At 34.6% G+C, this 22123-nt stretch carries 11 protein-coding genes and 1 tRNA gene; 3 read left to right on the forward strand and 9 right to left on the reverse strand.

Going from position 1 to position 22123, the window contains the following annotated elements:
- Positions 1-173 precede the first annotated feature (173 nt).
- Positions 174-3455 (forward strand): hypothetical protein, encoded by a 3282-nt coding sequence (locus ABFR62_06265; GenBank protein MEN8138018.1) that lies wholly within the window; start codon positions 174-176, stop codon positions 3453-3455.
- Positions 3455-3820, forward strand: a complete 366-nt coding sequence (locus ABFR62_06270; GenBank protein ID MEN8138019.1) for a sulfite exporter TauE/SafE family protein — start codon at positions 3455-3457, stop codon at positions 3818-3820. Before ABFR62_06265 ends, ABFR62_06270 begins: the two co-directional genes overlap by 1 nt.
- 6 nt (positions 3821-3826) lie before the next feature.
- Here ABFR62_06270 and ABFR62_06275 read toward each other — a convergent pair whose 3' ends face one another.
- The 9 genes from ABFR62_06275 to ABFR62_06315 form a co-directional block, all read right to left on the reverse strand.
- The gene (locus ABFR62_06275; GenBank protein MEN8138020.1) at positions 3827-6250 is read right to left on the reverse strand and encodes a polysaccharide biosynthesis tyrosine autokinase; all 2424 of its coding nucleotides are present in this window, start codon (positions 6248-6250) and stop codon (positions 3827-3829) included.
- Between the two features lie 17 nt (positions 6251-6267).
- The gene (locus tag ABFR62_06280; GenBank protein MEN8138021.1) at positions 6268-8700 is read right to left on the reverse strand and encodes a polysaccharide biosynthesis tyrosine autokinase; all 2433 of its coding nucleotides are present in this window, start codon (positions 8698-8700) and stop codon (positions 6268-6270) included.
- 31 nt (positions 8701-8731) lie between these two features.
- The gene (locus ABFR62_06285; GenBank protein MEN8138022.1) at positions 8732-9526 is read right to left on the reverse strand and encodes a polysaccharide biosynthesis/export family protein; all 795 of its coding nucleotides are present in this window, start codon (positions 9524-9526) and stop codon (positions 8732-8734) included.
- A 156-nt stretch (positions 9527-9682) separates the two neighbouring features.
- Complete coding sequence (locus tag ABFR62_06290) at positions 9683-11653, reverse strand: OmpA family protein (GenBank protein ID MEN8138023.1); 1971 nt, start codon at positions 11651-11653, stop codon at positions 9683-9685.
- A gap of 105 nt (positions 11654-11758) precedes the next feature.
- Positions 11759-12721 (reverse strand): PorP/SprF family type IX secretion system membrane protein, encoded by a 963-nt coding sequence (locus tag ABFR62_06295; GenBank protein MEN8138024.1) that lies wholly within the window; start codon positions 12719-12721, stop codon positions 11759-11761.
- 17 nt (positions 12722-12738) lie between these two features.
- Complete coding sequence (locus tag ABFR62_06300) at positions 12739-16599, reverse strand: gliding motility-associated C-terminal domain-containing protein (protein MEN8138025.1); 3861 nt, start codon at positions 16597-16599, stop codon at positions 12739-12741.
- Positions 16600-16931: 332 nt separating this feature from the next.
- Complete coding sequence (ligA, locus tag ABFR62_06305) at positions 16932-18938, reverse strand: NAD-dependent DNA ligase LigA (GenBank protein ID MEN8138026.1); 2007 nt, start codon at positions 18936-18938, stop codon at positions 16932-16934.
- 35 nt (positions 18939-18973) lie between these two features.
- Positions 18974-19834: a peptide chain release factor N(5)-glutamine methyltransferase gene (gene prmC, locus ABFR62_06310; protein MEN8138027.1), complete on the reverse strand. Its 861-nt coding sequence runs from the start codon at positions 19832-19834 to the stop codon at positions 18974-18976.
- A 38-nt stretch (positions 19835-19872) separates the two neighbouring features.
- Positions 19873-21735, reverse strand: a complete 1863-nt coding sequence (locus ABFR62_06315) for a SulP family inorganic anion transporter (protein ID MEN8138028.1) — start codon at positions 21733-21735, stop codon at positions 19873-19875.
- A gap of 218 nt (positions 21736-21953) precedes the next feature.
- On the opposite strand from ABFR62_06315, the gene ABFR62_06320 reads away from it, so the two are divergent.
- A tRNA-Ser gene (locus ABFR62_06320) sits at positions 21954-22041 on the forward strand.
- The last annotated feature ends 82 nt before the right edge of the window (positions 22042-22123 follow it).

Below are 22123 nucleotides of genomic sequence, written 5' to 3' on the forward strand. Positions count from 1 at the left end.
GCTCATTACTCCATTTATTAATTTATACTTTGATCGCATATCTGTCTTATGAAAAAAGTGAATTGCATAAAAATATAATCATCTGCACTTAGCTATAAAATTCCTAATATTTATTATGCATATTTCATATATTAGCTATACAAAATCAACCGGAGAAATTAAATCATTTAAAATTGAAAATCAGGACAATTAGCAATTCATTCTTCCGAAGCATAATACTTATATGGTTTTTTGTTTCTTTCTCTAATATTGCTTACTCACAATTTTTTTACGGAGTACAACAAACTTTTGGTAAGAGCCGGGTTGTTTATAACAAATTTGACTGGAACTACTACAGGCTTCCTCAATACGATGTGTTTTTCTACCAAAGAGGCTCCAGGAATGCACAGTACGTAGTTACTAATGTTGATAAAGAACTTAAAGAGCTCTCGAAATTCTTCAAACTTAATTTTGATGAAAGGTTTCAGGTAATTTGCTACAACACTCTAACTGATTTAAAACAAAGTAATCTAAACGACAATTCAGATAAAAGCAACAACATCGGTGGGATAACCAGACTAAAAGGAAATAAAATATTTTTATACGGCACCGGAGATCACAATGATCTTAAAGTACAGCTGCGTGCAGGAATAACAGAGATGCTTCTCAATTATCTGATAACCGGAAGCAACTTTAAAAAAGGACTTGAAACATATAGAAACTTGTCACTGCCAAGTTGGTTTTCTGATGGCTTAGTACTTTATATGTCCTCTAAAAAAACACCTGAAATTGAGGCTAAAATCAGAGATGGTCTAGCTTCAGGATACTTAGACAACTTTTACTCCTATACTCCTGAGAATGCAAGGATTTTAGGTTATTCAATATGGGATTATCTTTCGCATAAATATGGCGAAAATATAATTCCAAGTGTTGTGTTTATGGCCTACCTGAACAGAGATGTAAAAGAAGGTTTTGAGTCTGTTCTGGGAGTAAACTATAAACAGGTAAAAGAAGACTGGCTAAAATATTATTCCGATTTTTATAGTTTAGACCTTTCAAAAGACCTAAGCGACCTGAACAGTGAAGTGGCCAAATCGAGAAATGAAGAACAAATATTTCAGCTAAGCCTGTCAAAAGATCTGAAAAGAGCGGCTTATGCAACAAATATATTAGGGCAGTACCACGTATATCTTCTTGATATAACTGAGAAGAAAAAGAAGAAAATATTTTCGGGAGGATATAGAATTCCGCAAAACGAAGATTTAAGCTACCCGCTTATTCAATGGCATCCTGATGGAAAAAATCTTGCTATTGCCATGGAAAACAAAGGAACTGTATTCCTGTTTATGTATAATATTGAAAATGATGAAAGCTACAATCGGCCATTTGGTGTAGTTGATAAAATAAATAGTTTATCATTCTCTGAAACCGGCGATAAATTGGTATTTTCAGCTGTTAGGGATGGATACTCCGACATATATGTTTACCACCTGAGAACTCAGGTTCTGGAAAACCTAACTAAAGACAGTTTCGACGACATAGAACCTATATTTATTAACAACGATAAAGAAATTGTATTTAGTTCCAACAGGTATTCAGATACAATTACTCAAAGTAAAAGATTTGCAGTTGGACGAAAATACAAAGATTTGTATGTATACAACTTAAAAAATAAATCAACCATTCTAAAAAGAGCAACAGAAACTGATTACGTCAGCGAAATAAATCCTCAGGCAATTAGTGACAATGAAGTATCGTATTTGGTTTTTGACGATAACTTCATCCAAAACAAGTACGCGTTCGAAATGGATAGTATTGTAAGCCACGTTGATACAATTGTTCACTACAGAAGTACTTTCGACAATTATAAATTATCAGATTCTGAATCCATATTAAATCACGTGAATTCTAAAGAGTTAGATGCCTATGCTCAGATTACTTTTCACGATGGAAAATATAGAATTCAATACATCGAGGGCTTGGAAGATTCGGCTAATTACAGAAAGAAAATGCATCAATACGAATTAGCCAATGCAAAGCCTAAGTTCAAGGATGATATTTCAGAAGTGAAAATAGAGTTTGCCCAATACCCTATAGATTTAAATGACTACGTATTTGAAGATGAAATATACAGAATGTACGGTGCCTATGGAAAACTTGGAAAAACATATAACTTTAAAAGCAATCCCGATAGCTTATATCCATATATGGAAGTTATTGATCGTAAAAAATTCGATCGATTTAAGCGCCTGTACAGAAATATATACTTTGCCACAGAACTTACTACACAAATAGACCAATCGAATGATAATCTCGATTATCAGATATTTACCGGAGGACCGGTATTTATGAATGCAGGTTTTAACGGTTTATTTGAAGTAACTTTAGCGGATGTCTTTAACAACTACTCAATAACAGGAGGATTTAGAACTAACTTCCAACCGGTTTCAGGACTTTCATTAAGCCCTAATAGCGAATTTAAACTACAATTTGACGATAGAAATAAACGATGGAATAAATCGTATTTATTTTATAGAAGAAGTGTTTTTTCAGAAGCATATATTCCTACAATAGACAATGAAAATTACACAGGCATCAAAGTTGTTACAAACAAATTTCAATATAAATTAACTTACCCGATAACTCCTGTGTCATCGGTTTCAGGATCCATTGCATATAGAAGAGACAAACAAATAATTTTATCAAAAAATGATTTATCATTAGCTTTCCCTTTAACATATCAAAACTATACAACACTTAGGTTTGACCACACATATGATAACACTATAAATTATTCCGTAAATTTATACAGGGGTATAAGAACAAAAACATTTATAGAACTGTATAAAGGCCTTGATGGCGGCCAAAATACAATGATAAATATTGGTATTGATGCAAGACACTATGCAAGAGTACACAGAAATATTATATGGGCCAACAGAATTGCAATTGGTACATCATTAGGTTCGGAAAGACTTGCATACTACTTAGGAGGAGTCGACAATAGTTTTAATCCCGGATTTGACTATTCTCTACGGCCTTCACCAAACATTAATTACGGTTTTCAAACCTTAATGACTAATATGCGTGGCTTTAAGCAGAATGTACGACACGGGACAAGTTTCTTCCTTGCTAATACAGAATTAAGAATCCCGGCAATTCAATACTTTTTTGAAGCGCCATTAAACTGGAGTATTTTACGACATTTTCAGGTAGTACCGTTCTTTGATACAGGTACTGCATGGACAGGTTTATCGCCTTGGTCGAAAGAAAACTCTCTTAACAGTGAAGTGATAGAAAACGGGCCGATAAAAATCACTTTAGACAGACAAAAAGACCCTATTGTTTTTGGTTACGGAGTTGGTCTTAGAACACAAATTTTTGGATATTTTATTAGAGCCGATTGGGCATGGGGTGTGGATACGGGTGTCAAACTCCCACGAATATTTTATTTTTCACTAAACTTAGATTTCTGATGGATTATATGAGCTTAATATGGCTAATTATAATCGGACTTATAGCCGGTGTTGTTAGCGGATTGGTAGGTGTTGGAGGAGGAATAATAATCGTTCCAATGCTTATTTTTATCCTTGGTTTTTCACAATTTGATGCTCAGGGAACAAGTATAGCCGCTATGCTCCCTCCAATAGGTATTACTGCAGTAATAGGATATTACAACGAAGGCTACATCAATTGGAAATATGCTGCTATAATTGCACTAACTTTCATGATCGGAGGGTATTTTGGATCGAAAATTGCACTTAGCATTGATCCTAAAATAATTCAAAAAGTATTTGGAATTCTAATGGCTATTGTAGCTTTTAAAATGATTTTTAAGTAGTATAGACTAGCTAAAATAATTCTTAACCTTTTGGGCAAAAGATAATTTCTCTTCATCAAAATAACCATAACCATAGCTATATCCATAACCGGATAGAGAGACAAAATCGTTGAGCACAAAAACTATATTCTCGATCTCCTTACTTCTATATTTATCATCAATTGATTTTAGAATAGCCTTATCTGTGTAATTTTGACGTACTATGTAAATATTTGCATCAGAATACTGCATAAGTTGATATGCATCAGAAACAAGTCCGACAGGGGGACTATCTATAACAATATAATCATACTCTTTTTTAAGATCAAGCAGTAATTCATATAAGGAATCCTCCAGAAGTAATTCAGATGGATTCGGAGGTATGGGTCCAGATGAAATTATATCTAAATTATCGTATGAAGTAGATTGTATTATTTGATCATAAGAAACCTGCCCTATCAGAAAATTTGACAAGCCATTTTCGTTCGATAAACCAAAATCATTATAAATCTTTGGTTTCCTCAAATCAACCCCCATCAGCAGAGTCTTTTTACCACTCAAGGAAAGCACTGTGGCTAAATTAATTGAAGTAAAAGTTTTTCCTTCACTACCTACAGAGGAAGTAATCAAAATAGTTTTATTTCCCAATTCATTTCCTTTCCTCCTAAAGACAAACTGAAGACTTGAACGCAAGCTCCTGAACGATTCGGCAATTCCGGATTTACTGCTATTGGCTACAACCAAATTATTATCTAACTCACTATGTCCGATCATACCCAGAAGAGGTATTGAATATTTTCCTTCTATATCGCTAGGTGATTGAATCTTGTTATTAAAAAATTCAACTGATAAAATCAATAACAAAGGCAATAAGAATCCTACAACCAGTGAAATAACATAATTCATCATCGGATTTGGCGCCACCGGCCCCTGCCCTACATCTTTTGCAACATCCAACAGTTTTACATCAGACATATTAGCAGCCTTTACTATACCAGCTTCAGACCGTTTCTGGAGTAAAAAATTATACTGCTGTTCCGACAAATCATAAAAACGCTTAATATTTAACCATTTCTGCTCGCTACCAGGCAATTCTTGAATCTTGTCATTTATTTCTGCTAGTCTCTCTTCTAATTGTTCTTTTGAAATATTTGTTGTGGCAATCAGGTTATCTATATATTCGATCAAAGTATTTTTTAAAACCTCCAACTGTTTGTCATAATTATCCATCATAGGATTTAAGTCAGTATTAGCATAAGTTGCTTTGGTTTTCTCTATACTGAGCTGGGTAATTTGACTAACAAGATTTATCAATAGTACATCCTCAACCCCTACAACAGTGGGTGCTGTTATACCTGTATAACTATCATTACTTTCTATATAATCATTTAGATATGAATAGTAGCGTAATTGAAGATTTATGGAGGCTTTTAAGGCTTCTAATTCTGCAATCCGGGTGTATATTCGATTTGCTTCACTACTTACGTCCAAAAGTTTATTACTTTCTCTAAACTTTTGAAGTCTCTGTTCTGCATCTCTCAAAGTATCAGTAACTCCACTTAATTGCTTATCGATAAAACCAATAGTATTAGTTGCAACCCTGTTTTTCTCTTCCAATTCATACTGTTGAAAAACCTTAGTTGTTTCATTAAGGTAACGCACTATTTCACTTTTATTCTGACCTCGTAAACTAATCTGTAAAATTGAGGCATCTTTAGTTTTCTGCTTTATTTTAACATTCTGCATAAAACCTGAAACAACATTGTTGTAATTGCTAATCTGCAATTTATACTCGGTTTTATCCGAAAAGCTATCATCAATAAAATTCTTATTGAGCTTTACTCTGAAAAAAGGGGTTTCAAACCAATCATCAAATTTTACAATAAACACCTGCTCTTCAAACTCTCCCGAGGAATACTTAGGCTTATCATTCTGAAAATCGAATAAAGAATAAGAAATCATCTTAGGTATTCGTATAGAATACTCTTCATTATTTAAAACCTTAACAAATAAGGGACTGGAAATTATCTGATTATAATCTCTGTCTATTTCGGGGTAAAATGGTGCTTCATCATAGAGTTTTATCTCTTTAAAGTGCTCCATTCTATAAACTGATACATCTAATCCCAGATTTTTAACTACAGTTTCGTTATGAGTCCTGGATTTAAGAATACTTATTACAGTCTGAATTTTATCTGAAGCTCCTCCCCAATTAAACATCAACGATACACTTGATGACAAAAAAGGATTCTTTTCTTCCTTGATGGCAATTACAGTATCGAGTTCATATGTTGGAAGAGTAATATAGTTTTTCGCAAATGCCACCACCAACGAGACTGCTATGGCTATTACAAAATAATGCCAATAATCAACCAGCTTTAGGAGAATCCCTCTTAAATCGAAAAGTTCATCTCCTGTTTCTTCTATAAAATATTCTTCTCGTGACGACATCCGGATATTATCAGATATTATTTTCGTTTTAACAATCGACTAATCATTGACTTTTTTAGTCTCTCATCTTCTTCCTCATAATATCCATATCCGTAACCATAGCCATAGCCATAGCCATAGCCGTAACCATAACTTGAATCAGGAGTAAAATCGTTAAATACAATACTAAGGTGCTCGACAATTTTATTTTCGAACTTATCATTGATGAATTCCAGCACTTCTTTTTCAGTATAGTTTTGTCTTACCATAAACAGATTGGTATCACTTAAATGCATCAACTGGAATGCATCAGCAACCAAGCCTACAGGAGGTGTATCTAAAATAATGTATTCAAATTCCTTTTTCAGGTCATCGATTAATCTATCAAGACGTTGGTCAAGTAGCAATTCTGAGGGATTTGGAGGTACAGCTCCGGCAGAAATAATATATAAATTGTCTATAAATGTTTGTTGCAATATTTCTTCTTTAGTACCCTGACCAATTAAATAATTAGATAAACCAACAGTATTTTTTAATCCAAAATCATTGAAAATTTTTGGCTTACGCAAATCCATCCCAATTAACACAGTCTTACGACCTCCATTGGCCAATACAGTTGCCAAATTCATACTTGTAAAAGTTTTTCCTTCTCCTCCAATAGAAGAAGTTACCAGAATAACTTTTGATTCCTCAGCCTTTTTATCCTTTAAGATATACTGTAAATTAGCTCTAATGGCCCTAAACGATTCTGCAACAGATGTTTTAGGCTTATCATGAACTATAAGATTAGATTCAAGGTCGGAATGACCAATAACTCCTAAGATTGGAATACGTGTAAGTTTTTCAAGTTGTTTCCTGCTTACAATCTTCGTATTTAAGTAATCGAGAATTAAAATAATTCCAATAGGAATAATCATCCCCAGCAACAATGCAATAGCGTAAGTTAATTTAGTCTTAGGCTTAAGCGGGGCTCTATCGGTCATTGCATAATCAATAACCTTATTATCAGGAATATTACTTGCCTTTGCTATACCAGCCTCAGCACGTTTTTCCATCAAAAAAGTATATAAACCTTCATTAAGCTTAAATTTTCTCTCAATTCTAATATATGCACGTTCGGTTTTTGGCAGATTCATTACTCTACTCTCCAATTCTCCCAAACGTCTCTCTAAATCTTTAATTTTTAACTTTGAGCTGGATATAATGTTTGAAATATTCTCTTCTAAAAGTTTTTTGGTATAACTTATTTGATTATTAATTGCTGTTACCTGAGGGTTATTTTCACTTGCCGTAGCAAGTACTTCGGTTTTCTGCCCGTATAAATTAGTCAGGTTCATAATCATATTATTCAGTAAGGGATCAGCTACGCCCATTACAGAAGGCGCACTCATTTCTGAAAAATCTTCATTTTCAGATATATAATCATCTATAGACTTATAATATTCAAGGCTAAAATTCTCACGGGCAAGCTCATTTTCAACCTCCATAAATTGATCGAACAAACTCGACCCCTCTGAACTTAAATCAATAACTTTATTCTCTGACCTAAACTTCTGAAGTTGATTTTCTGTATAATTCAATGAATCCTGAATCCCAACAACCTGTCTATCAATAAAATCCATTGTATTGTCGGAAATGGCATTTTTTTGATCTAAACCATATTGAATATAAGTATCTGCAAAAGTATTAAGGAATACCTGATCTTTAATAGCCAATGCTCCGATCATACTTAAATTCATCCCGGATGACTCTTCTTCACTTGGAGCTATTTTAACAGCCTTATAATACCTGTTAGCAAGGGCGCTTTCAGTATGTAAAATGAATTTAAATTCATCAACTTCTTTATCTAATACATTAATTTTAAACTTATAAGAATTACCTTCTATCCATTCTCCTGTCTTATATACTCCTGAACGAAAATCTAAAGCTATATCTTCTATTCCTTGCTGCAACTTAAGGTTAAATATTCTAGGCATAACCTCTTCATCGTAATCCAACTCAACCTTAACTTTGTTTTTGCCTGATATTGAGACATCAAATAATACTCCAACAATTTGTGGATGTAAACTGTCAACTTCTACATTGAATTTAGCAGGCCTGTATATTTCTGATGATTTAAAACTACCCATTCTGTAATAGCTTATTCCAAAATCCAGCTTTTTTACAGTTCTTTCTACCTGGGAATAAGACTCTAATATAAGTTTCTCGTTAAAGAAATTAAGTCTCGGGTTTCCATAGCCCATGTTACTCATAATAGCAGCTGCTCCATAAGTATCTCCTCCATCTTCTTCGATCAACAAAGTCATCTCCGTTTTATACAAACGTGTAGAATACCTGTTAAACAAATACGCTCCGGCTAAGAAAACAATAACGGTAGCTACTATATATAGCCAATAATTAAATATCTTAAAGAATAACTCTCTAAGATCAATTGGCTCAAGTTGTGGTATATTGTTTTGATTACTCTCCATCTTCTAATCGGTCTATTATAATTTTGGCAAATTAGTTCGCAAATTGCTGCAGGTTAACAACAATTAGCAAGGTTGTTGAAACTAAGGTAAGCACTGACAACAAGGTTGTAAACCCTTCTGTTCCAATACCCCATGATTTTGCCTTCAACGGCTGGATGTTTATAACATCATTGGGCTGTACAAAATAATATGGTGAATTTATTACATTACGATCGGTAAGGTCAATATTAAAAATTTTCACACCATCAGGCATCTGTCTGATTATTTGAACATTATCACGTTTTCCTACCATAGTAATATCGCCGGCATAAGCAATTGCCTCAAATATATTAGCCTGATTTTGGTATATCACATATTTTCCCGGACGATTTATCTCTCCAACTATCGAATATCTGATTCCGGCTAACTGAACCTTTAAATAAACAGCATCTTCCTTAAAATATTTATAAAGTTCTTTTTCAATACTTGATTTTACCTGAGAAAGTGTTAACCCTTCTACATGAACCTGTCCAATAACCGGAAGCTCTACAAAACCTGTATTATCAACAGAATTTCCTTTAATATAAATAATTGCATCACTTATCTGAACTGTTCCCCGATCAACATAAGCATTAAAAATATTAGAAGCTTTTTCATCAAAAGACTTAATACTTATGTTTAAGATGTCATTTATCTGAATACGATATTCAGATCTTTGCAAGGGTTGATACCCTAACGAATCTAACTGCTGCTCACTTTTCTCCTGCAAATACGTAAGCTCCTTAGTTGACACACAGGAACTTAAGGCCACAACAACTGATAACAGAAGTAATATATATATTTTCATAAAATATTATTTTTAATGCAATAAGGTCAGCTACAAATATATTGTTTGTAAACAAATAAAGAAATGAACTCTATACTTTTTACCAAAATGTTATTAACACGTATCAGCCCCTATAATTAATAAATTAAGGGGCTAATCAATAAATATAAAGCGCTTTTACTCTTCGTTTTCTTCTATCTGTATCTCTGTTTCCTCTTCAACCGAAGATTCACTTTCTTCCTCCTGACCGGGTACTTTAATTTCAAATGTAACTCTACGATTTTGTTGATGCTGTTCAGAAGTACATTTTAAACATTCTCCACACTTAACCTTCAACTGAGACTTACCATATCCTTTCCAGGTTAATCTGTCAGGATGCACACCTTTTTGTATCAAATATTCAATTGTAGACTCTGCTCTCTTATCTGAAAGTTTGTAATTATACAACTCAGTTCCTATACAATCTGTATGAGCACCAATAAATACATTTATCTCCGGATATTCCTTCATGTAATAATAAAGCTGATCCAGAACCGGCTTAGACTCTTCGAGAATATTCCATTTATCAAATTCGAAATATATATTTTTTATTTCCTTGGCAGCTCCCGGTATTGGAGCACTATCAAACAAAGCTACAATATCTTTTCGGTTCGTCTTAGGAATTACCTTTGCAATAGAGTCCGGCTTATAACCTTCTTTTATAAAATAAGCCTTGTATTCTTTTCCTTTCTCCAAAACAATCGGCAATGTTCCTGCCGTATCCGTTAACCCGGTCATTGCAAGACTTTCATCATCTCCTACTACCTGATACAAATCAATCTTAACACTATCTACCGGCTCTAAATTAAATCTCGTTTTAGCAATTGCATTTACTGTGTCAGCAGGTGCCTTTTTATAATAGTAAATTCTATCGTAACCACTTGTATCATTTCTATTACTGGAGAAATAACCATCAGCTTTCAGTGAATTCATTATTAATCCAAAATCATCAACCGTTGAATTATATGGCTTCCCAAGATTTTCAGGCTTAGAAATTGATCCGTCTTCACCGATAAGCGATTCAAAAATATCTGATCCTCCATAATTCAAATGACCATAGGATGCAAAATATAGTTTATTTCCAAGTACAAACGGAAACATCTCATTTTGATCTGTATTCACTTTCGGTCCTAAATTTTCAGCAGTCGTCCATTTGTCTCCTTTTTTTACACTTCTGTAAAGATCATATCCTCCAACACCTCCTTTTCTGTTTGATGCAAAGTACAATGTATCTCCATTTTTAGTTAAGCTCGGATGAGCATTACTAAAATTATTATTATTGATTTTTAAATCCTTTCTCTTTTGAAACTCACCATTCTCAAACTTTGTACTGTATATTCTCAGGTTATTAACTCCTTCTTTACTGAGGTAATCGCCAGGAGATATTGATCTGTATTTTTTTCTATCTGAAGCATTACTTGTAAAATATAAAGTTGAATCTGTCTTATCGAAAAATGCTCCACCGTTAAAAAACTCATTATTATGAAAACCTACAAGTTTTTTAGAACTCTCAAAAATCTCTTCATCGGTTTCTGCATAAACTAAATTATAAAAAGGAGTTACTTCTCCGGAAAAGTCTGTCTTCGTTTCGGAATATAATAATCCATCTCCATAATATGCTACACCTAAGCTTCGATCGCCTATAGATACATCAGTATTAAAAACCTCAATTGGAGCCTCTTTTTTATTTGTTTCACTCCAATCAGACAGATTTTTATAATATTCTTTTAGATCTTCATCTCCCACCAAATTAGCATATTGAAAGAATTTCTCTTTCGCTTTTTCGTAATAACCTGCAATTCTTAAAACTGCCCCATAATTATAATAGTCTTCTTCACTAAGCTTGGTATTCATTCCAAATAGATTTTGATACCAATAAAGTGATTTTCTGTAATCAAAAATATTATAATTAGCTTCTGCAAGTCTTCTTGTAACGTGGGCTAAATCTTCACCTATATTCCTATCGGCTTCAGCCTCCTCGTAGTATGTTATTGACTCTGAAAAGTAATTAATTTCGAAGTACTCATCAGCCTTTTTTATAGATCTTCGCTGTCCTACAACTGTAATAGAGAACGAAAAGATTAGTAAAAATATATAAAGTTTTTTCATGCGAATATTTTTTTGTTAAGGTAAAATGCTATCCCTTTTAATTACCATTACTATTGGTATGAACTATAGTTCCTATAGAGATTTAATGTCATTAATCATTAAGAGTTAGAATCTAGGAATTACTATTGCAGATCCTTTTGGACTGCCTAATTGATATATTAACATAATTTCATGAGTACCTGAATTTGAGTTACTCAATTCATTTACGAAAGTTCCATACGCATAACCAAGTCTGAAATGATCTAAGAAACGGAAATTAGCCATAAAAGCCACCTCATTACTTGTACGATATGTAGCACCAATTCCTATAATTTTATCATATATAAACTGTGCATTAAAATCTGCCTGAAATTTTGCTGTTGCTCTATACCTTCCCAAAGTAGACAAATCTAAATCCCAATAATCGCCTACAGGAATTCTAACACCTGCATGCCCCATGTAATCAACTTCATTCCAGTCTAAATAATTCGTTCTATAACCGCTTGACTCTGTTTTATCTTCGGTAGTAGAAAAGAGATTAGACAATGCAGCTCCAACATAAACTCTATTTCTAAAATAATATAAGCCCAACCTCATATTCGGAGCAAAAAATGATTCTGTTCCGGTAGGTAAGGATGGGTCGTTAGCTATCCCGTATAATTCACTATAATCATTAACAATATAATCTCCCCCGGCACTAAGTCCCAAAGACAAATAGTCATTATCTGTTAACCTCAGCTTAAAAGCATAATTGATATTGAAGTCATACCTTTTTTCATATCCTCCCCCAATATCATCTCTTAAAATACTTGCTCCCAAAAAATTCACTTCGCCGATCGGGATTGTAGCATCAAGTCCCTGAACATTAGGAGTACCATTCATGCCTACCCATTGATTTCTGTAAAAAGCTGCTGCTGTGAAAGTTTCATAACTACCCATCGCAGCCGGGTTAATAAAAGGCTGATGTAACATATACTGTGTTAATCTACCTTTTAATGGTGCAATATTATGTTGAGTCTGCGCTTTTAATTCATGTTGTCCGAATATCATCGCCAACAAAAAAAATGTGATTATGTTAAATTTTTTCATTTTCATCGTGATTTAGGTTATCGAACTACAACTACATACCCGCTTTTTGTGGGTTGATTAGAAGACGTAAACTCGTAATAGTAAGTACCCGTCAATAAATCCCCGTTCTGGTTGGTTCCATTCCAGTTATTTTGGTAATTATCTGTTTCGAATACTGTTTGTCCCCATCGGTCGTATATTCTCATATGATTGTTTTCATATTTACTTAGACATGGTACTTCAAACACATCGTTGTAGCCATCGCCATTCGGAGTAATAACATTAGGTATTACACAATCACCGGAAGAAGTTATATTAATCTGTGCAATTGCTGTACAACCTTCAGCACTTTCAACTTCAACCTGAATTGTAGCATCACCTTCTATTTTCACATGAGCAGTAGCTTCAGTGGCTGACCCCCTAACGAATTCTACCGAACCGGAAACTGTAGTCCAATCATACGATTGTACAGTTCCACTTGTTACATTAGCGACAAGATCAAATTCATAACCATCGTCGACATTAACAGGACCATCTATGGAAACTATTAATTCTTCATTAATAGTAACATTCAAGGTTTTTGTATCAGTAACATTACCCTGCGCATCTTTTACAGTAAAAGTTACAACCGTAGTTTGTCCATAAGGATAAGTACCTGATGCATCACCTCCTCCTTCAGGGTTAAAATCGTTTGTAATAGTTCCACTTCCGCAGCTTTCAGTTAACTGAACTTCAGACAATGTAACTTCAGGTTCACACTGAGGTCCTACATCTTCAGGGAAAGTTGAGGCATCAATCTTCGGCGGATGCGCATCATTAACCGTAATTGTAAATGATTCCGAAACTGTGTTTCCGGCTTCATCAGTTACAGTATATGTAATAGTATTTATTCCTATCGGGAACGATCCTCCATTAATTGGAGTAAAACTAACTCCGTCCTTGTCTTCAGCAGTAACAATTACCTCAACATCAGAAGTACAATTATCACTTGCAGTAGGCTCTGTCCAGCTTGCAGATGATTCACAATCCGGATAACTGGTTTCTACAATTATATCGGCAGGCATACCTGTAATTACAGGTGCTTCTGTATCTGTTACTGTAACTGTATACTCAAAAGGTATAGGATTACCATTTGAATCTTCTACTCCATATGAAACCACCGATACCCCTACAGGGAAATTATATTCATTTGTAGATAAGGGGTCAAGATTAACAGGTACTCCGTCAACAGTTATTGTCAGCCCTGTAACACTTGCACAACCTTCATTAATATCCGGTTTTGTCAGATCAACCAATGCACTACAAACTCCTGCATCATTTTCTTTTTCAATATCTAAAGGATCAGGATTACTTATATCTGTTTCTATTACAACAGTTTTTATTACTTCGAACGAACCACAACCATTTCCCTGATCAGGAACAGAGTATTTAACTTCGTAGGTTGTACCTGCAACAGGTCTTATAATATCTCCTGAATTAGGATCTATAACCGTTGCATCAATTCTATCTGTCCATTCTGTTTGTCCCTGAATTCTAAAATCAAACTTTCCAAGACTAACATCTCCTGAATTAATAATTGGAGAGATTGTAACTCCTCCACAATTATTTGCCGGATAATCAAAATCAAGGGTTAAATCTTGCGTTTCGGTAACCGTATAAGGGAAAATCTCTGTATTCCCACTACAATTATCCGTTATTGAAATAAAATAATCCCCGGCGGGTACAGCTGTTGCATCTGTTACAAGTGTAGTTCCGTCAGATTCTAAAAATACTATCGGATCATATACATTAGGATCGTACCAGGCAGTTGTTGACTCTAAATTAAAAGTTTCTCCATAACATACTTCCGCTGTAGGAGGATTAATATTGTTAGGAATATCTGCCGGTGCTATTGTTACGTTAACAGTATAGTACCATGGATTTTCAACACATTTACCCTGTAAATCATATTTACCATTAACTAAATTAGGATTACCATTATCGGCCTGCTCTACCCAAACTCTATAAGTTCCAACTCCAACCGCTGAAGGATTAGATATAGGATCTCCGTTTACGTAAGTATACTTTACATTTACTATTTTCTTTAACTCAGGCTGATAAACAGGATCTTCTAAAGTTGGATTATAAGGTTCTCCCTTTGGATGCACATATGCTGTAGATGTTTTCAGGAAATCAGGTACTGTTGAAGTAATATCATACGAATTTGCAGGACAAATTTGCGCATTAACATCAGAAATAGTATCTATAACCACAAATGGAGCTGAAATATCAGCCGGCGGAGGACATGTTCCTCCCCATCCAAATATTCTCACAAGAGCAAATTGAGTATTCCCAGCTATAAAAAACAAACAACCATTTTTATCAAGTCCTAAACCTGTAACAGGTACATTTACATCATTTAATGGGAATTCTTCCTGAACTACTAACTTAATATCACTTAAATCAGACAAATCTAATTTAGCCTTATATATTTTTGATTTAACAAACCACTCTGATTTATCTGTATCTCCGGTATACTCTGAAGATGTAAAATAAAATTCCCAATCTTCACTTAAACTATGAGCCCCGTTTACTTTCGATGAAGCACTACCCGGATCCAGATATGTAAGCCAGTTATCATTCCAAATACCACCTTCTTCTTTATCTAAAGTAAGTCCGAAACCTTTAACGTAATTTTCGAAATCGCTATAAGTGTAACTATTTGGATTTTTAATAACCAAATCTCCAAGATCTACAATTAATGGATTGTTACTTTTATCAACTATCCTAATGGGGCGCGAATTCAATAAATTTCCAGGATCTGTATCAACATTTGTACTTGATGCAGGATTTACGGGTATTTGATCATCACCGGCCATTCTCAATACCTGAAGAGTTGGTATGAAGTATAACTCTCCCGGAAGGCTGTTACTGCTTCCGTCAAGTTTACTTCTCACATAAAATAAATTGCCATTATCGGAAAAAGCAGCCTGTGTTATTTGTGGATTTGTTTCCATACCTGCTGTTCCGGATGTTATCCCGTCAGCATTATCGTAACGGATTCGTCCACGCCACTGAGATGTGTGAAAATCAGGTGTACCCGGATCTTCAGGATCATAATTTATAAAAACATCATCAAATTCTACCTTCCCGTATTCAACAGTCGATAAGTTCGCAACTCTGGAAACTATTTCTTTATCCTCTGTAAACAAATTTACAATTACGTTATTATAAAATTTAAGCATGTGAACCGGATATTCGGCCACACCTCCACTATAAATAGGATCAATTCCAACCTCCAGGTCATCTCCTGCCCATGCTTTTAATATTTGCTCATTATTTCCATCCGGCATTTCAACATACATCCCATGGTTATTGTTTGCCACATAAATGTATTCTTTACCATCAACAATAAAACTATTGGTCATATCACTTTTATATGACGGACCGGTTTTCCATAATTCACTCGTTGCATTACTACCTTCCGGAGCAAAGAAAAACACTTCATAGCCCCGAGAGCCATAATCCAGATTTACTGTATATACGCCGGCCTCTACTTCTTTGCCGGTCTCTCCGGTGATACTAAGTTCTCCCGTAGTAGCGTCAATTGATACTCCTCTGCCTTCAGGTGTTACTGAAAATGTACCAACATTATTATACAATGCCGAATTCATGATATTTAATACAGAGTCGCGTGAATGATTATCCCATAACTCTAAAACATCTTCACGACAAACAAAATTTGTGGCCAAGTAAGGAATTTTAACAGAAGGACTTCCTTCCTGTTGTGTTTTAGACAATACCTTTATTCGCTCTGAAGGACTTAGCTTATATGGAAATATTGGAAGGTCCTGCCCAAAGGTATTTCCGGATGTCAGTAAGAATATTCCAACTAAATAAACAAGTAGTTTTCTTATCATATCATGAGTATTATTATGGATTTGAACAACTTAACTTTTAAAATTAATAAGCTGTCTAGTGTTTCAAAAATAGGTCAAAAGTATCTTAGACGCAAGCATTTTCCCTAAAAAAGAAAGATTTTACAGAAAATACTTGCAAATTATTAACACCTAAATATTAACTAAATACACTACATTCTTCGTCAAATTCTTGTAAATCACACAATTATACCCTTACTACTCGCGTAAGTTCTTTCTCACTTTTAAGATATGTTATAACTAAAAAAAAATACCCGGGAGCTAATTACCGGGTATATTCACTACTATTATTTTATTTATTCAAAAAAGCAATATCACCTTATCATCTCCACAAATTCCGGTTCACTGATAATTTTAACCTCTAACTTATTAGCTTTTTCCAGTTTACTCGGACCCATTTTTTCTCCTGCTACCAAAAAATCTGTCTTTTTTGATATTGAGGAGCTTATCTTACCTCCGTACTTCTCTATTTCCTTTTTTAAATCGTTTCTTGAATAATTTTCAAAAACACCTGATACAACAAAAGTCTTTCCCGATAACACATCAGAACTTCCATCAATTTCACTTTCGTCTATAACAAAATTTAAGCCATTAGCCTTTAGAACATTCAATATTTCAATATTTCTGTTATCATTAAAATACGAAATAACGCTTTCTGCAATTCTTTCCCCTATTTCATCAACTTGCACTAACTCTTCGAAAGTAGCATTACATATAGAGTCGATCGATTTAAAATACCTAGCAAGCTTCTTCGCTACCGTTTCACCTACATACCGTATCCCCAGAGCAAACAACACCTTTTCAAATTCAATATTTTTAGATGCTTCAATTCCTTCCAATAAATTGTTAACCGATTTTTCGGCCATCCTGTCTAAAGAAAGTAACTCCGTTTTTTTACTTTTCAGATCATACAGATCACCTATATTATGAATTAAGCCCACACTAAACAACAGATCTATTGTTTCTGCGCCCAAACCATCAATATCCATCGCTTTTCGCGAAATAAAATGCTCTATTTTACCTTTTATCTGCGGTGGACAATTATAAGAATTAAGACAATAATGTTGAGCTTCGTTTTCCTTACGTACCAACTCACTGCCGCACTCCGGACATGTCTCTATGTACTCTGTTTTAGAAGAATCAGTATGGCGCTTCGAAAAGTCAACTCCTATAATTTTTGGTATTATCTCCCCTCCTTTTTCAACAAATACAGTATCGCCAACCCTAATATCAAGTTTCTCTATTTGATCGGCATTATGAAGAGAAGCCCTTTTAACTACAGTACCTGCCAACTGAACAGCTTCCAGATTTGCAACAGGCGTTACAGCTCCGGTCCTTCCTACCTGATAAGTAATTTCCTTTAATACAGTAGATTTTTGCTCTGCCTTAAACTTATAGGCTATAGCCCATCGTGGAGCTTTAGCCGTGTAGCCTAACTCTTCCTGTTGTGAAAGAGAATTTACTTTTATTACTACACCATCCGTTTCATATTTTAGCTCATGTCGTTTTGTATCCCATTTTTCAATAAAACCTTTTACTCCTTCAATATTTTTAAACTTTTCTGAAATCTCAGGAACCTTGAACCCCATTGATCTGGCTTTTTCCAATGCATCAAACTGAGATTCAACGCTAATATCTTCCCCAACCAAAAAATACAACAAACACTCCAATGGTCGTCTGGCTACCTCTTTACTGTCCTGCATTTTTAAAGTTCCACTGGCCAAATTTCGGGGATTAGCATAAGGTTCTTCTCCATTTTTTATTCGCGAATTATTCAGTTTTTCAAAATCTTCATTTGGAAAAACTATTTCCCCTCGAATATCAAAGCTATCAGGATAATCTCCATGTAAAATTAAAGGTATAGATTTAATTGTCCGTATATTGGCGGTAACATCATCTCCCTGAAAGCCATCTCCCCTTGTGAGGGCCTGAGTGAGTTTTCCGTCCTCATAGCTAAGACTGATCGATGCCCCGTCATACTTCAGTTCACATACATACTCTATATCCTCATCCTCAACCAGTTTTTTTATTCTTTTCTCATAATCCTCCAACTCTTCATACGAATAAGAATTGTCTAAAGAATACATGCGATTTCTATGCTGGATAGTGTTGAATTTTTTCGTCACATATCCACCAACACGTTGTGTAGGCGAATTACTATCGGCAAACTCCGGATATTTCTCCTCCAAATCCTGAAGTTCCTTCAATTTCATATCAAATTCATAATCAGAAACTATAGGCTTATCCAGAATATAATAGTTATAATTATGCTGATGCAATTCTTCTCTTAACGCTTGTATTTTTGATTCTATGCTGTTCATTTTTTTGGTTACATGTTACTGATTGCTGGTTACCATCATGCTTTAAGCATCTTCATCATCCTGAAATTCCCCCTAAAATCTTTTCTCAACTCTATATTTACAAAACCTAAATCAGCTGCCATTTCTTTCATCGATTCAGATAGGTTCTGGTTTATCTCAAAATACAAACTTCCTTTATCTTTTAGGTTTGTTGAGGCATATTTCATTATCTGACGATAAAAAATCAAGGGATCATCATCTTCAACAAAAAGAGCCAAATGCGGTTCATAATCCATCACATTCGATTTCATTGAACTTTTTTCTCTATTCATAACATATGGCGGATTGCTAACTATTACATCAAATTCTTTTTCAGCAAAAGTCTCATCTGCAACGAGATTAAGAGCATCTGCCTTAACAAAATTGACCCCGTTATTTACCAGCATGTTATTTTCCCGGGCAACATCAAGAGCATCACTCGAGATATCAAGAGCCCAAACATCAGATTGGGTTTTATTATCTTTTAATGATATCGCTATACACCCGCTACCGGTTGCCACATCAAGAATATCTATTTGCTTATGCTCATAATCCATCAGAACCCAATCGAGTAACTCTTCTGTTTCGGGGCGTGGGATAAGTACATTTTCATTCACTATAAAGCTATGACCGTAAAAATAAGCCTTCCCTGTTATATATTGTATCGGCTCATGACCTTTTAATCTTTCACAATACGAATTAAACTTGTCAATTGCGAATTTAGGAGGTTCAAAATTAGGTTCCAGTGCAAATTCCAAACGACTAATCTCAAAAACAGCTTCCGACAACATCCAAAACTGGGTAATTAATTCATTTTTACTCTCGAAATGCTTATCGAATGCGTCTTCAAATATTTGTTTTATTTCACTTAATTTCATGTTTGTAATTTGCAGTGAATATAATGCTATTATATCTATTAACTACAATAATCACTATTAGTTTCGTCAATATTATCCTTCATCCACACTAGGCAATCCTTAAAGTTATCAAATAGTTGTGTATTAGGTATAAGGTCAGGAATAATATCTATATTTTCCAACATATACTTAGGCTGATTGTTTAAGCCCACTATTAGTATTTTTCGATTCGATTTACACAAATCTACCAGCATATCTTCCAGCACAAACAATCCCGACTGATCTAAATAGGACATATTTTCCATTCTTATAATAATTGCCGTAGACGTGTCGGGTATCTGGCGTGCAAGTTGCTGAAATTCACTTGCCGATCCAAAAAACAGTGGCCCTTTTATATGCTTAATAAAGGTTTTATCTTTTAAGTTTTCGGGCAAATCAATTTCATCGTCCCACTCTTCTTCCTTTCTGAGTGATACTATTCCAGAGTAATTTGCGGTCATATCACCAATATTTTTCATAAACATCAGCGACGAAATTACCATTCCAATACCTACTGCATAAACCAAATTCCACACCGACGACAACACCAATACCAACACAAGAACTCCGGCCTCCGGCAATGGCATTCCGGGTAAAGCTTTTAATCCTTTAAAATCCATTACTCCTATACCTACGGTAATAAGTATTCCTGCCAAAACAGCAGCAGGTATTTTAGATGCCAATGGTCCCAATGCCATTAAAACTATTAACAATAACACTCCGGAAGCCATTCCGGAAATACGAGTTTTACCACCTGCGTTAATATTAACAACAGTTCTTATAGTAGCACCTGCACCGGGTATTCCTCCAAAAATTGCAGACACCGCATTACCAATACCCTGACCAATAAGTTCCTTGTTTGGCTTGTGGCGGGTTCTAGTCATATTATCGGCTACAATTGAGGTAAGAAGTGAATCAATAGAACCTAATAATGCCAGGGTAAACGCACTAAACACAAAAGGCAACATATTGCTTATACTAAATCCTGTAAATATTTCGAAATTAGGAATAGGCAATCCAGAGGGTATTTGCTCAATGGTACGGTAATCGATATTAAAAGCAATAGCAACGCTTGTAGCAATTACCAAAGCAATTAATGTACTGGGTATAGTCTTAGCAATGCGTTTAAAACCATAAATCATAATAATTGTAGAAAGAGTTAATAAAAACTCCACTATACTAATATTTTTAATAGCCTGTGGTATAGTTTTTACTGAGCCCAATACACCTGAGGCATCTTTTGCTGCTAAATCTTTAGATTCGGCTAAAATATCATCTTCCGAAATATCGTCAGCTCTTTCGATAGTTTGTTTAAAATCGTCTAAAACCAGTATTCCTTCTCCGGCTTCTTCCCTTAGTATTTTATCAAGCAATATTTCCTCAGCCTGTGGTTTGAACTTCAGAACATAATCCATGTCCTCTTTTGGGTAATAGCCAACAGCCGGGAGTATTTGAGTAATAAGAATAATAACTCCAATTGCTGTCATAAAACCCGATACTACGGGGTAAGGCATGTATTTTATATAGCTTCCAATTCCAATTAGTCCAAAAGCTATTTGAAACAATGCAGCCATAACAAAAACGCTAAGTATAAGTGGTAAAGCCGAAGCAACATCGCCATCGAAAACACCAACAATATCGGCAATAATTACCATACTTACTGCTGTCATAGGAGCAGTAGGTCCCGAAATTTGAGTTTTTGTTCCACCAAATAACGAACCTAAAAAGCTAATGAATATAGCACCATATAATCCGGCATCGGGTCCAAGCCCCGAACTAACACCAAAGGCTAGTGCTAATGGTAACGCAACAACACCCGCAGTAATTCCTCCAAGTATATCACCCCGCAAATTAGAAAGATCGAACTTAAACAAGTTATTCATAATCAGTATTTTAATTGGTTTTTATATTTTAATTTAAACAAAACAAAATTTAAAAAAATATGTTTTCTTTTAACTGATAAACAATATTAAAAATCGATAGTTAAATAGAAAAAACTAAAGAGAATATTATTTTCAATAAAAATAAGAAAAAAGTTTTTGCATTTATAAAAAGCTATTATATTTGCACCCGCAATCAGGAAGACGTCCTGATACATATTGGAGAAGTGGCAGAGTGGTCGAATGCACTGGTCTTGAAAACCAGCGAGGGTCACACCTCCGGGGGTTCGAATCCCTCCTTCTCCGCCAAAAACAGCCGAACATCAGTAAACACTGATAGTTCGGCTGTTTCGTTTTAAAGACTGTGTCAAATCTGTGACACAGGAATTAA

It is taken from the genome of Bacteroidota bacterium, from assembly GCA_039714315.1.
Classification (GTDB): Bacteria; Bacteroidota; Bacteroidia; order Flavobacteriales; family JADGDT01; genus JADGDT01.

Bases quoted from the DNA above. Each gene is read 5' to 3' on its own strand.
- prmC (MEN8138027.1), bottom strand. From the start codon at position 19,834: ATGAAATTAAGTGAAATAAAACAAATATTTGAAGACGCATTCGATAAG.
- ABFR62_06300 (MEN8138025.1), bottom strand. From the start codon at position 16,599: ATGATAAGAAAACTACTTGTTTATTTAGTTGGAATATTCTTACTGACA.
- ABFR62_06275 (MEN8138020.1), bottom strand. From the start codon at position 6,250: ATGTCGTCACGAGAAGAATATTTTATAGAAGAAACAGGAGATGAACTT.
- ABFR62_06270 (MEN8138019.1), top strand. From the start codon at position 3,455: ATGGATTATATGAGCTTAATATGGCTAATTATAATCGGACTTATAGCC.
- ligA (MEN8138026.1), bottom strand. From the start codon at position 18,938: ATGAACAGCATAGAATCAAAAATACAAGCGTTAAGAGAAGAATTGCAT.
- ABFR62_06285 (MEN8138022.1), bottom strand. From the start codon at position 9,526: ATGAAAATATATATATTACTTCTGTTATCAGTTGTTGTGGCCTTAAGT.
- ABFR62_06290 (MEN8138023.1), bottom strand. From the start codon at position 11,653: ATGAAAAAACTTTATATATTTTTACTAATCTTTTCGTTCTCTATTACA.
- ABFR62_06315 (MEN8138028.1), bottom strand. From the start codon at position 21,735: ATGAATAACTTGTTTAAGTTCGATCTTTCTAATTTGCGGGGTGATATA.
- ABFR62_06280 (MEN8138021.1), bottom strand. From the start codon at position 8,700: ATGGAGAGTAATCAAAACAATATACCACAACTTGAGCCAATTGATCTT.
- ABFR62_06295 (MEN8138024.1), bottom strand. From the start codon at position 12,721: ATGAAAAAATTTAACATAATCACATTTTTTTTGTTGGCGATGATATTC.